This window comes from Acinetobacter legionensis (assembly GCF_057165765.1).
This window is the reverse complement of the sequence record NZ_CM169896.1, coordinates 505,855-519,302: the sequence shown is the minus strand read 5'-3', so window position 1 is coordinate 519,302 and position 13,448 is coordinate 505,855. Positions and strand designations below refer to the sequence as shown.

General features: G+C 39.5%; 13 protein-coding genes. 5 read left to right on the top strand and 8 right to left on the bottom strand.

Going from position 1 to position 13,448, the window contains the following annotated elements; genetic code table 11:
* Window positions 1-91 precede the first annotated feature (91 nt).
* Window positions 92-643 (bottom strand): phosphatase PAP2 family protein, encoded by a 552-nt coding sequence (locus tag AC2G3J_RS02490; RefSeq protein WP_004725875.1) that lies wholly within the window; start codon window positions 641-643, stop codon window positions 92-94.
* Window positions 644-674: 31 nt separating this feature from the next.
* Window positions 675-1,961, bottom strand: coding sequence for a glycosyltransferase family 4 protein (locus AC2G3J_RS02485; protein WP_483770614.1), 1,287 nt, complete (start codon window positions 1,959-1,961; stop codon window positions 675-677).
* Between the two features lie 140 nt (window positions 1,962-2,101).
* Between AC2G3J_RS02485 and AC2G3J_RS02480 the strand changes: the two genes are divergently transcribed.
* Entirely contained in the window at window positions 2,102-2,632 is a 531-nt protein-coding gene (locus tag AC2G3J_RS02480; RefSeq protein WP_336953552.1) for an SEL1-like repeat protein, read from the top strand.
* 109 nt (window positions 2,633-2,741) lie between these two features.
* Here AC2G3J_RS02480 and AC2G3J_RS02475 read toward each other — a convergent pair whose 3' ends face one another.
* The 6 genes from AC2G3J_RS02475 to AC2G3J_RS02450 all read right to left on the bottom strand — a co-directional run bounded on the left by AC2G3J_RS02475 (window position 2,742) and on the right by AC2G3J_RS02450 (window position 7,946).
* Window positions 2,742-3,572 carry an XAC2610-related protein gene (locus AC2G3J_RS02475; protein WP_419327668.1) on the bottom strand — a complete coding sequence of 277 codons (831 nt, stop codon included), beginning with the start codon at window positions 3,570-3,572 and terminating at the stop codon, window positions 2,742-2,744.
* 207 nt (window positions 3,573-3,779) lie between these two features.
* Window positions 3,780-4,058 carry a hypothetical protein gene (locus tag AC2G3J_RS02470; protein WP_483770613.1) on the bottom strand — a complete coding sequence of 93 codons (279 nt, stop codon included), beginning with the start codon at window positions 4,056-4,058 and terminating at the stop codon, window positions 3,780-3,782.
* A gap of 124 nt (window positions 4,059-4,182) precedes the next feature.
* Window positions 4,183-4,473: a hypothetical protein gene (locus AC2G3J_RS02465; RefSeq protein ID WP_419327670.1), complete on the bottom strand. Its 291-nt coding sequence runs from the start codon at window positions 4,471-4,473 to the stop codon at window positions 4,183-4,185.
* A 91-nt stretch (window positions 4,474-4,564) separates the two neighbouring features.
* On the bottom strand, window positions 4,565-5,581 hold the full coding sequence (gene ilvC / locus AC2G3J_RS02460; RefSeq protein ID WP_004725869.1) for a ketol-acid reductoisomerase: 1,017 nt from the start codon (window positions 5,579-5,581) through the stop codon (window positions 4,565-4,567).
* Window positions 5,582-5,730: 149 nt separating this feature from the next.
* Window positions 5,731-6,222, bottom strand: coding sequence for an acetolactate synthase small subunit (gene ilvN, locus AC2G3J_RS02455; protein WP_004725868.1), 492 nt, complete (start codon window positions 6,220-6,222; stop codon window positions 5,731-5,733).
* Window positions 6,219-7,946: an acetolactate synthase 3 large subunit gene (locus tag AC2G3J_RS02450; protein WP_336953549.1), complete on the bottom strand. Its 1,728-nt coding sequence runs from the start codon at window positions 7,944-7,946 to the stop codon at window positions 6,219-6,221. The genes ilvN and AC2G3J_RS02450 overlap by 4 nt, the downstream gene beginning before the upstream one ends.
* A gap of 575 nt (window positions 7,947-8,521) precedes the next feature.
* Here AC2G3J_RS02450 and AC2G3J_RS02445 point away from each other — a divergent pair.
* The 4 genes from AC2G3J_RS02445 (at window position 8,522) to holA (ending at window position 13,412) form a co-directional block, all read left to right on the top strand.
* Complete coding sequence (locus AC2G3J_RS02445) at window positions 8,522-8,917, top strand: DUF4124 domain-containing protein (protein ID WP_336953548.1); 396 nt, start codon at window positions 8,522-8,524, stop codon at window positions 8,915-8,917.
* Window positions 8,918-9,032: 115 nt separating this feature from the next.
* Window positions 9,033-11,669 carry a leucine--tRNA ligase gene (gene leuS / locus AC2G3J_RS02440; RefSeq protein WP_419327671.1) on the top strand — a complete coding sequence of 879 codons (2,637 nt, stop codon included), beginning with the start codon at window positions 9,033-9,035 and terminating at the stop codon, window positions 11,667-11,669.
* Window positions 11,670-11,881: 212 nt separating this feature from the next.
* Window positions 11,882-12,415, top strand: a complete 534-nt coding sequence (locus tag AC2G3J_RS02435; RefSeq protein ID WP_336953546.1) for an LPS-assembly lipoprotein LptE — start codon at window positions 11,882-11,884, stop codon at window positions 12,413-12,415.
* A 4-nt stretch (window positions 12,416-12,419) separates the two neighbouring features.
* Window positions 12,420-13,412, top strand: coding sequence for a DNA polymerase III subunit delta (gene holA / locus AC2G3J_RS02430; RefSeq protein WP_336953545.1), 993 nt, complete (start codon window positions 12,420-12,422; stop codon window positions 13,410-13,412).
* Window positions 13,413-13,448 lie beyond the last annotated feature (36 nt).

Sequence of the window (13,448 nt, the reverse complement as noted above, 5' to 3'; positions counted from 1 at the left end):
AATTGAGTCAGTTATTCAAAGTTAAAACCTTGATGATCAAAATCATCAGATTCTTTAAAAATAAAATTACAGACCAGCAGTAAGTAAACCATCATAACATCACTCCTAAATATGGTGCGCTTAACACAATCAAACTCGCGACACTTGCACCAATCAGTGCGCCAACAATGACATCGCTTGGATAATGCAGACCTAAAACCATCCGCGATAACGCCACAAGAATGGTAAAAGGCATCATAATAAACAACATCACTGGCTGAATATAACCAAACACAATTGTGACCATGACCGCATGTAACGTATGACCTGACGGAAAGCTAAAATGATCCAATGGTCGTTCACCCAGAATAATGACTTGATGAACTTGATAAGGTCGTGGTCGCACTGTTTTATGCTTTAAGAACTTATAAATTCCTGTTCCTAAAAGTCCCATAACAACGACATAAAGAAGTTGCAGACCATAGATCCAGCTTTTTTGTAGCCAAATCAGAACCAACATTGCGCACCAGAAAGGACCATCTCCCAAACGGCTCACAGTTTTAAAGAACGTCGCAATACTTTGGGTATGCGATAAATTATTGAGATATAAACAACCTCTAAGGTCGAGATCGAGCATTTTTATTTTGGTATTTTTAAAATTCATTTTCCACTCTCCTCTCATTATTTGAGATGAACTAGGTCAGTCGTTTTGCATACTGCGTTACCTGGTATAGTGCTTCTTCGAATTGTTGTACGGGATGTTGCCATCCGATGCTTTGCACATCATGCATCGCTTGTTGCCCGAAACGTTTGAGTGTGCTGTTATCTGGAATATCTAATACATGTTGAGTGAATTGCTTGATGTCTCCAATTGGACATAACCAGCCATTCTGTGCATGTCTGCCATGAAGTTGAGCACAGGCATAGTCATAAGCAATAATCGGTAAACCACTCGCCATCGCTTCGATAACGACATTCCCAAAGGTTTCTACTTGACTTGCAAAAACAAAAACATTTGCACTCGCATAGGCTTCAGCAAGTTGTGTGCCAGTTAGACTGCCCATAAAAATCACATGTTCAGCACCGGGCATTTTTTCTAAACGACCACGATCTGGACCATGCCCTACCAGCACCAACTTTACTTTTCGTTGTGCTTGTTGTCGCAGTTCAGAATAGGCATCAATCACCACATTGACTTCTTTTTCAGAAGACAAACGCCCAATATAGATCAAGACTGTGGTGTCTTCATCTGCACCCCACTGTTGTCTCAACTGTTCGGAGTAGCGTTGTGATGAAAACCGTTCAGTATCAATTCCTCGCCCGACCACAACCAATGGACAGGTCACACCAAACTCACGTAATGCTTGTTCTGTATCACGGCTTGGCACACAGGTCAGTTGCGTTGCGTTATGGAACCACCTCAAATAACTTTGAATTGGTTTGACCAAGAATGCTAAATCAAAGAAACGGCTAAATTCTTGGAATTGTGAATGAAAACCACTTGATACCGGAATTCGTCGTGTCTTTGCCGCATGCAGCGCAGTAAAGCCTAAAGGCCCTTCAGTCACGATATGCACCACATCAGGTGAAAATGCTGAAATCGCTTGAGAGACTTTTAGAAATTGGGGCCAGCCAAACTTCATGTCTGGATATTTCGGAATTGATTGCCCAGTCACCAAACACTCTTTATTTGGGCTAAAGTCTTGACATTGGGTCTTTTGTGCAGGGCGAATTAGTAATATTTTATGGCCTTGGTTTTGTAAGCCTTTACACAGTTGCATTAAAGACAAAGCAACACCATTGATTTCTGGTGGCCATGTTTCAGTCACGATTGCAATTTTTAGTCGAGGTCGGGATAAGTCACGAATAAGCTGGTCTTTATTCGTATCGATTTTTTTCTTGTTTGGATTAAAATAAAATTTAAAGTTATCGGGAAAATCTTGTTGTTTAAATTGCAAGGTGTTCGCGTACGGTTTATTCATACGATACCTAATCTCTTCATTTTTGAATAGATTAGGCTAAGTTTTTGACATTTTAATGATTATTTCGTGACGTTTCTTTTACAATATGACATGTACTCAGCTTACTCCTTAGAATATTACACACTTAAAAAGTAAAACTCATGAAAATTTATGTATATACAGCAATGCTTTCCAGCATTTTATTGACTACAAATTGCTTTGCAAAAGAAGACTGTTCGATCAGCACTTTACAACTTAAGCAAGAGTCTTCCATAACACAACACTTCTTTACAGGGACGTGCCATTATAGAAATCAAGAATTTTCCTTAGCCGCCACCCAATGGGCGAAAACAATTCAAATTAGACCCGTAAATGCAAAATTTAATCAGCTCCAAATTGACAGCATGAATAATCTAGGCTTTTTATTATTTTATGGATTTGGTGTAACCCAAAATCGTCAAAGAGCACTAACACTTTGGCATACAGCATCGGACTTAGGACAAACTGAATCTACTTTCCATCTATGCCATGCCTACGCTGAACCAGAAGATCGAGTTTATAATTATCAAAAAGCGCAACAATATTGCCCACAGGCCTTAAAGCACTATGCAACTAAAAAAGGAGGAGAATCAGAAAAACAAATGATTGTGAAATATATCCAACAACTCAACAACGCGACAAAATTGAATTAAAAACTTAGTTCAAATATTTATTCAAATCCAATAACAAATATGGATTTCACTAAGCCTCGCTTTAAAACTTAGCCTTGTAAAATCCATCATTGTGCTTGTAACAACAAAATCAGTTTTGTATAGCAATACGATTTAACAAACCATTCTGAACTTGATAAAGCTGTCCATTACCAAAATCAATTTGTTGTTTTTCACCATGTAAACTTGGGAAACCAACAATTTTTTCCAGTTGCGGAGAACGTTGAAATTGCTGTGTTTTCGGATTGTACATCCAGTAAATATAGCGTTTATCATCAACTGTGCGACCTTGTGACAAGTCCGACACAATGACATCATAATAACCATCAAAATTAATATCCATATAGCCAATACTGTTTGGATAACCGCTAAAACCTGACAAGCTCTGTACCACTGTATTGTTGGTTTTATTTAATACATCAACACGTTTTAAGGTTTTTCCATAAGGACTATTAGCATCATCCTGACCATAAAATTTAAAGATAAAAACAGGTTTATTGCTGACTTTAAAAGCAGGCTCAAACTGTATCGACTGCCAAGCAGTATTTGGTTTCTTTAACAATGCTGCTTTAAACACGCCTGTATTTGCATTCAATAAACCAGTTAATTGATCACTACCATTTGCAGAAGAATCTGAATCAGCAGTGATCGACTTTAAATCCAACTGATCAGCTTTTTGTGTCCCTTTAAAATCTGTTGTTGTACCATCCATTAAATCGGTCAACACACCATGCGGATGAGCAACCCCCGCATAAAGGTTCATAAAGTATCGACCTTCACTCGACTTGAGCATACGTTGCATCGATACGCGTACGCCACTCAACGGTTTTAGCGCAGTGTTGGTCGAAGTGGACTGCGTTTCAGCAAAACTAAAGCATGAAATAGACAAAGTCGTCATTGCGATGAGAAGTTTAGATTTCATGCTTGAATACCACGTTTAACCATAATCAATAATGTGTAATTTATCACAAAATAAATTTTTGTTAGTTAAAAATTGCTACTCTAAAGATGACTTTAAAAAGCGCGATTTAGACGCGACCAATTGGCTGCTTGGCAACATGACCTTTTTTATTTAACTCCTCAGTGTACTTTAATTCATTACATGCTTTTGCGTTCGAGGGATCAAGCTTTAAGACTTTATAAAATATTGAGTAGCTTCATCCTGTTGATTTAATTCAATCAAACTCAACCCTAAACTGCATCTTACCCTCTGTTGAATCGCCAATCTTTTTTCTTCAGGCTCAAGCAAATACAGATGCTGTTCAGCAACTTTAAAACTTTCCAATGACGCTTGCCACAGCTTTTGTGCTTGCTGAATAAAGCCTGCCTCTTTTAAATACTCCCTATTGAAAGGTGATAGCGTTAAAGCACGTTTTAACTTAACTTGAGCATTTTTTAGATCATTCATTTCAATAAACGCATAAGCGACTTGAAAATATAAATCAGCCCAACAAGCTGAAAAACTCGAATATTTTTTGCTTTCCCATATCAAATGTTAGGTATTGCAAGGTTTCAGCTGTTCCATTGGCAGCCTAGAGAGTGTCTTGGCTACTGTTTTGGTATTTTTCAAAATACTGAATTGCAGTCTGTAATGCTGCGATGACCTGTTGTGGATGAGCCGCATTTAAAGACTGTTTGGCTTTTTCTAAAGTATTGTGCGCAATCTTTTCATCGAGTAATTTATTTTGTGTATTTTGAAGCTGATTATGATTCTGCCTAGGCTTTTGCATAGAATCATCAACACTCACGTTCTGTGCATATACTGGATATATAGCACAACAGCCAAGCATACTGATGCTGACTAAATACATATTTAATGTCATGTTTTATTTTCTTTTTTTATTATTAATTTTAGCTAAAGTAAAACATAAAAAAAACCCACTCAAAAGAGTGGGCTTCGATAAAAACTAAAAATTAGTTCTTTTCTTTGTCTACGATTTTGTTGGCTTGAATCCAAGGCATCATCGCGCGTAATTTACCGCCAGTCACTTCAATACCGTGAGCTGCGTTTTGACGGCGACGAGCTGTCATAGATGGATAGTTCAATGCACCTTCTTGGATGAACATCTTCGCATATTCACCTGATTGGATACGTTTAAGTGCATTACGCATCGCTTCACGTGATTGCTCGTTGATAACTTCAACGCCAGTCACATATTCACCATATTCAGCATTGTTAGATACTGAATAGTTCATGTCTGCAATACCGCCTTCAAACATTAAATCAACGATTAATTTAAGTTCGTGCAAGCACTCGAAATAAGCCATTTCAGGTGCATAACCCGCTTCAACAAGCGTTTCATAACCCATTTTAACCAATTCAACAGCACCACCACAAAGTACTGCTTGCTCACCAAATAAGTCAGTTTCAGTTTCTTCACGGAATGAAGTTTCGATGATACCTGTACGACCACCACCTACACCTGAAGCGTAAGAAAGTGCAACGTTACGTGCATTACCAGAAGCATCTTGATGAATCGCGATAAGATCAGGTACACCTGAACCACGTTGGAATTCTGAACGTACAGTATGACCTGGTGCTTTTGGTGCAACCATGATCACGTCTAAATCTTTACGTGGAACAACTTGGTTATAAAGTACAGCGAAACCATGTGCAAATGCTAAAGTCGCACCTTCTTTGATGTTTGGTTCGATCACATCACGATAAAGCTGTGATTGAAACTCATCTGGTGTCAAGATCATCACTAAATCAGCTTGAGCAACAGCAGCTGGAACTTCAGCAACTTTAAGGCCTGCATTTTCAGCTTTTTTCCAAGAAGTAGAACCAGCACGTAAACCAACAGTAACGTCTACACCTGAGTCTTGAAGGTTTTGCGCGTGAGCATGACCTTGTGAACCATAACCAATGATCGCTACTTTTTTACCTTGGATGATAGATAAGTCGCAGTCTTTATCATAAAAAATTTGCATTGCTGTCTCCGCTAAAATGCTGTGTTTCCTCTTCCTATCCTGAAGATTATTGTTTTGAATCTTCTAGTCTAAGTCCCTCTCCTATTGCGAGGAGAGGTTATACATGAGGGAATAAAAAATCAAATAATTAATTACTGGTTGGGGTGCAACTAAAGTGAAAGAACTTTTTCACCACGAGCAATACCTGATACACCAGAACGAACAACTTCTAAAATTGTGTTTTCTGCAAGTGCATCAATAAAGCCATCAATTTTTTCAGTTGTACCCGCAATCTGAATGGTATAAGTCGTTGGTGTAACATCAACCACTTGAGCACGAAAGATATCCGCTGTGCGTTTAATTTCAGCACGTGCAGAACCCAAGGCTTTGACTTTAATTAGCATCAGCTCACGCTCAATGTGCGCGCCTTCTGATAAATCAACTACTTTAACCACTTCAACCAATTTATTCAGCTGTTTGGTGATTTGCTCAATTTTATGGTCATCACCATAAGTGGTTAATGTCAAACGTGACATGGTTGGATCTTCAGTTGGTGCGACATTTAAAGTTTCAATGTTATAACCACGTTGAGAGAACAACCCCACTAAACGAGAAAGCGCACCAGCTTCGTTTTCAACGAGTACAGAAATAATATGTCTCATTCAGTACGCTCCCCTTTAGACAACCACATATCTTGCATAGATTGACCTGCGATAAGCATTGGATATACATGCTCGGTACGATCAACCATCACGTTAATGAATACACATTTATCGTTAATCGCCATTGCTTCTCTAAGCTTAGATTCAAGCTCATCCGCATGGTCAATCTGGATACCTACATGACCGTAGGCTTCCATCAATTTTGGAAAATCTGGTAATGACTCAACATAAGAACTTGAATGACGTCCTTCATAGTTCATATCTTGCCATTGTTTCACCATACCCAAAGCACGGTTATTCAAGCAGAGAATTTTCACATTTAAGCCATATTGCTTACATGTAGAAAGTTCTTGGATACACATCTGAATCGATGCTTCACCAGTGATACACACCACTTGTTGATCTGGAAATGCAAGTTTCGCAGCCATGGCATAAGGTAAACCCACACCCATTGTGCCTAGACCACCTGAGTTGATCCATTGACGTGGACGTTTGTATTTGTAATACATCGCACCAAACATTTGATGCTGACCAACATCAGAAGTAATGATCGCTTCACCATTGGTTACTTTGTCTAATACTTCAACCACTTGTTGTGGTTTCATCACGCCATTTTCACCTGGCGCATAACGCAAACCATGTACTTTGCGCCATTCATTGATTTGTGACCACCATGCCGAGATTTCTTCAGGGTTTGGTTTAGAAACATTCATTTGTTTCAATTGAACCAACATCTCTTGAAGTACTGGCTCTACCGCACCCACGATTGGGATATGCGCCATAATGGTTTTTGAAATCGTCGCTGGGTCGATATCAATATGAATCACTTTTGCGTTGGTACAAAACTTCGCTGGATTATTGGTTACACGGTCATCAAAACGTGCACCGATCGCCAAGATAACATCAGCATTATGCATACTCATATTAGCTTCATATGTACCATGCATACCCAACATACCCAAGAATTGCTCATCATCGCCAGGGAATGCACCCAAACCCATCAGCGTATTGGTCACTGGGTAATTCAACAAATGCGCCAATTCAGTCAGTAATGCAGAAGCATTGCCCTGAACAACACCACCACCCGTATAAATCACAGGGCGTTTGGCATTAATAAGCTCATCAATAGCTTTACGAATTTGACCAGAATGACCTCGGTGAGGTGGCTGATAAGAGCGCATCTTCACTTTTTCAGGATATTCATAAGCAAATTTGTCGACAGGATTAGTAACATCCTTCGGAATATCAACCACAACAGGACCCGGACGACCTGAAGCAGCAATATAAAATGCTTTTTTAATAACGGCAGGAATTTCACTTGCATGACGCACTTGGAAACTATGTTTTACAATCGGACGAGAAATACCGACCATATCTGTTTCTTGGAATGCATCTTCACCAATAAGATGGCTGGCAACCTGTCCAGACAAAATCACCATTGGGATTGAGTCCATATAAGCTGTAGCGATTGGTGTTACAGTGTTGGTTGCGCCAGGTCCAGAAGTGACCAGTACTACACCTGTTTTACCAGTCACACGTGAGTAAGCATCTGCCATATGACCAGCAGCTTGCTCATGACGTACGAGGTAATGATTGATTTTATCTTGTTTAAATAGCGCATCATAAATATGTAATACTGCGCCGCCTGGATATCCAAAAACATGTTCAACGCCTTCGTCCGCCAATGCACGAACGAGCATTTCACCACCAGATAAAAGTTCCAACGTATTCACCCTAATCTTTATTCCACAGCGCTATGGGAGACACAGACTGTGTTTCATTCATTGATTGTGCGCTCTGTTATAGCACACATATTTACTAGTTTTTGCAGCAATAAAAAAATAAATCGTCACGCAGCTGTTTGAGCTGTATGAATCACTGAAATATGTTGGGATAAACATGCTTCGGTAGAGTCATTTTCTCGGCTTAGAGAAAATGTTATTGCTTGCTTTGATATTTTTACTCGAAGGGTGATCGAAAAAAACATCTGAAACTAAAGCAAGCATTTTTGTAGTTTTAGCGAACAAAGTCAAGGTTTCTATCAGGCTTTTTATTGTTTATTTACCAAGCGTTTATTTTTAAAACTATTCCTTTTTTTTGGTTGTCTTATAAATAAAATTTTCAAAGACTTATAAACCAATAAAATTGCAAAAGAATTATTTAAAATTTTATTTTTCTGTATAAAATAAATACGATTTCTAAAATACCCAGATCAAGCGAAAACAATCCGATGTATATTAGATAGCAGAATGATTTTTCGTTTTTATCTGAATAAAAAATGACTCAAAGGTTTTATAAAATGAAACAACGTCAACGCTTTGCACACACAGCTTTTGTATCGACAATTTTTGTCTTATTCTCTGTGATTGGGGTCAGCGCCAGTCATGCAAAACAGTATTATAAATGGGTAGACAGCAAAGGCTCTACCCATTACACCACCACACCGCCGCCGAAGAATGCGCGTAGTCAAAGCAAGGTGAATACTTATGGCTATCACGGAGATTCGACACCCACCAACCCAACGCCAACAACTCAGCCGCATACACCCCAAAATCAGCCACAAAATGGGCAACCACAAGGTACACAACCTGTAACTCCTGCACCAGTGGTTAACCCACCGAATATACAACAGCCCAATGTCGCACCACAAAATGGGCAAAATACACCTATTAGTGTTGCCCCAGTCAATAATTAAATTAAAAGTAAAATCACAAGTTTTTCAGATTTAAAAGCGCGCAAAATTCACTTTTTGATGGATTTTGCGCTATGCTGTGTGCACAGTTTTTTAACCATTATTCTCAAATACATTTATGACTACTCATATTGACCCTGAATATCAAGCAAATGCGATTGAGCCTCAAGTCCAAAAAGACTGGGAAGATCGCAAATCGTTTAAAGTTGCCGACACTGTAGAAGGTCCACGTCGTTATATCCTCTCGATGTTCCCTTACCCAAGCGGCAAACTGCATATGGGTCATGTGCGTAATTATACTATTGGTGATGTGATCAGCCGTTTTCACCGTCTCAAAGGTGAAACTGTGCTACAACCGATGGGTTGGGATGCTTTCGGCTTACCTGCTGAAAATGCAGCGATTGCCCATCAAGTTGCGCCAGCAAAGTGGACCTTTGAAAACATTGCATATATGCGCGATCAATTGAAGAAACTTGGTCTATCTGTCGACTGGGATCGCGAATTTGCCACCTGTACACCAGAGTATTACCACTGGGAACAATGGTTATTTGTACAGCTCTATAAAAAAGGCTTGATTTATCGAAAGCTGTCTACAGTAAACTGGGATCCTGTAGACCAAACTGTTCTTGCAAATGAACAAGTTGAAAATGGACGTGGTTGGCGTTCAGGTGCATTGGTAGAAAAACGTGATATTCCAATGTATTACTTCCGTATTACCGATTATGCACAAGAATTATTAGACGATTTAGATACATTAAAAGACGGTTGGCCACAACAAGTTTTAACCATGCAACGCAATTGGATTGGTCGTTCAACGGGTATGGACATAACCTTCCCGTCGGCAAATCCTGAAGTTTATGCAGATGGTTTAACGGTTTATACCACACGTGCCGATACCTTGATGGGGGTAACATATGTTGCGGTTGCAGCTGAACATCCTCTAGCGCTCAAAGCTGCTGCGATTCAATCTGAGGCAGGCAAGCCAGAACTTGCTGCCTTTATTGAAGAATGCCGTATGGGTTCTGTTGCAGAAGCGGATCTTGCGACTGCTGAGAAAAAAGGCATGGCAACAGGTTTATCAGTTAAACACCCTGTTACAGGTCAAGATATCCCTGTTTGGATCGCAAACTATGTATTGATGTCATATGGTTCAGGCGCGGTAATGGCTGTTCCTGCACATGATGAACGTGATTTTGAGTTTGCCAATAAATTCAACTTACCAATCAAACAAGTCATTGATGCTAAAGGCTCAGATGATGCCGAATATTCTGCCTCTGAATGGCAAGAATGGTACGGTTCTAAAGAAGGTAAATTGGTCAATTCAGCTGAATTTGACGGCTTAGACTTCCAAGCTGCTTTTGATGCATTTTTGAGCAAATTAGAACCACAAGGTCTTGCCAGCGCTAAAGTTCAATTCCGTTTACGTGACTGGGGTGTTTCTCGTCAACGTTACTGGGGTTGTCCAATTCCGATGATCAACTGTGACAAGTGTGGTCAAGTCACTGTTCCAGAAGATCAACTGCCTGTTGTTCTTCCAACAGATGTGGTTCCAGATGGTTCAGGCAACCCTTTAAATAAAATGCCTGAATTCTATCAAACAAAATGCCCAAGCTGTGGTGGTGATGCACGTCGTGAAACCGATACTTTGGATACCTTTGTAGAATCATCTTGGTATTATGCGCGTTATGCTTCTCCTGATTTCACAGGTGGTTTAGTTAAACCTGAAGCTGCAAAATCTTGGTTGCCTGTAAACCAATATATTGGTGGTGTAGAGCATGCCATCTTACATTTACTTTATGCTCGTTTCTTCCATAAACTTATGCGTGATGAGGGTGTGGTACAAGGCAATGAACCATTTACCAACTTACTGACTCAAGGTATGGTTTTAGCGGATACCTTCTATCGTGAAGCGGAAAGTGGCAAAAAAACTTGGTTTAATCCTGCGGATATTGAGTTAGAAAAAGACGAGAAAGGTCGTGTACTTTCTGCTAAATATTCAGGTGATGGTCAAGACGTTGTGGTTGGTGGCCAAGAGAAAATGTCGAAATCGAAAAATAACGGTATCGACCCACAAGCGATTATTGACCAATACGGCGCAGATACTGCACGTGTATTTATGATGTTTGCTGCACCACCAGATCAATCTTTAGAATGGTCTGATGCGGGTGTCGAAGGTGCAAACCGTTTCTTAAAACGTGTATGGCGTTTAGTTGCAGGCTTCCTTGAAAAAGGCAACCATGCAACAGCAATTGATGCTTCGACACTTTCCACTGAAGCACAAGACCTACGTCGTAAAACTCATGAAACGATTCAAAAAGTGGGTGATGACATCGAACGTCGTCATGCGTTCAATACTGCGATTGCAGCTTTGATGGAACTACTCAATGCCAGCAATAAGTTTGAAGCAAAAGATGACAACGATGTTGCTGTAGCACGTGAAGCGATTACCACTTTATTAACTTTACTTGCACCATTTGCACCACACTTAAGTCAGACCTTATTGACTGAGTTCGATATCGATTTAACTTCGGTACTGTTCCCTACGGTTGATGAGTCTGCATTAACACGTAATACACAAACGATCGTAGTTCAAGTCAATGGTAAGCTTCGTGGCAAGTTAGAAGTCTCTGTCGATGCATCGAAAGATGAATTATTGGCATTGGCTAAAGCATTACCTGAGGTTCAACAATTCTTAACGGGTCCAACCAAGAAAGAAATTGTGGTTCCAAATAAACTTGTGAATTTGGTGGTTTAATTTCCTGCTTAAATCCCCTCTCCTTCTAGGAGTGGGTTAGGGAGAGGTCATTCCCCTCATCCTAACCTTCTCCCTAAGGGAGAAGGGACTTTAGTAGAATAAACAAAACCCAAACAAAGCCCGTTGTCATTCAACGGGCTTTGATTCTAAAATGGCGTGAATTTATAAAGATTAAATATTCCATATCCAATGGAATTTCATGAGGACAAAGCATGCATTTAGTTCAACGTGTTGCTGCAGTTGTATTAACTTTGGGTCTAAGTGCGGGCTTAGTAGGTTGTGGCTTTCATTTAAAGGGCACCAATGCCCAAGCAACACCTTTGGTTTACACCAAATTACAACTAGTATTGCCTGCAAATACTGAAGATCTTGAGAAGAAACTCAGTGTTTATTTAACTGCAACAGGTGTCCAACTGAGTAATTCAAGTGACGCTTATATATTACGAGTATTAGACTACAAGCCTGTTCGTCATGAGTTAAATGGTAAATTGGTGGAAACACTACTCCGTCTAAGTGTTACTTTCCAGATTGAAGATAAACAAGGGAATCCGATTACTGAACCTCGGACCTTAAATGCATCTCGTAGTTATCAATATGATGTTGCAACGGTCAACACAGATGATCAACAATATAAATATCTCAGCCAAATTTTGATTGATGACATTGCACAACAAATGTCGCGTCAAATTGCAGCCAATCGCTTACCTAAAGCACGTACTCTTTCGACCCAACCTGTAGCGCAATAACTCTATGAAACTTGACTATTTACAAGCCCTTAAACGTGTTGATGAAGCGCGAGGTGTCTGGGTTTTACATGGTCAAGAACCACTTTTAGAACAAAACCTACTGGATGCTTTAAGAAAAAGCTGGGCAAAACATGAAGTAGAAAGACAACGCTATGATCTCAATAGCGTTTCCGACTGGAAAAATGTCTTTAATGCTTTGAATAGCTTATCTTTATTTTCTCAAAATCTTGCACTTGAAGTCCATGGCAATATCAAACCTGATGCCAATGGACTCAAACAACTTAAACACTATATTCAGCATAATGAACACAACCTACTTGTGATCATTATGCCTAAACAAGACTCGAGCAACCTAAAGTCAAGCTTCTTTCAAACAGTTGAGGCCAATGGTGTTGTGGTTGCTTTAACCGCTAATTACCCACAAGACCGCCAACGAATATTGTCAATCGAAGCAGATCAACTTGGTGTCCAGTTAAATCAAGATGCCTGGATTTGGCTTGAACAGCACCATGAACACAATCTATTGGCTGCAAAAAATAGTCTGATGCGTGTTGCAGATACCTTCCCTGATCAAAAGCAGATTGAAATTGAACATTTACAAGAATGTCTACAGGATCAATCACGCTATAGTACATTTGATTTAAGTGATGCGTTGATTGCTGGAAACTTGGCGCTGTCAATTAAAATTTTCCAATATCTTGTGGAGTCAGGCGAACCCAACAGTTTAATTTTATGGACAATTAGTAAAGAAATGCGTCTTTTGATGCAGTTGTATGAACAACCACAAAATGCCTTACAGCTCGGTATTTGGAAAACCAAGATTTCTTTGTATCAACAAGCACTTAGACGCTTAAATCCACATTCATTTTTAACTTGGCCACAACTGTTATTGCGTGTAGATGCTGCAATCAAAGGACTCAGCAAAGAAAGTCCAGAACATATCATTCAACAATGTATTGCTGAACTATGTGGAAAAACTTTATTTATCAATGCTTAGGCAAATATTATACAGAATAATTCTCATTTCGATTTA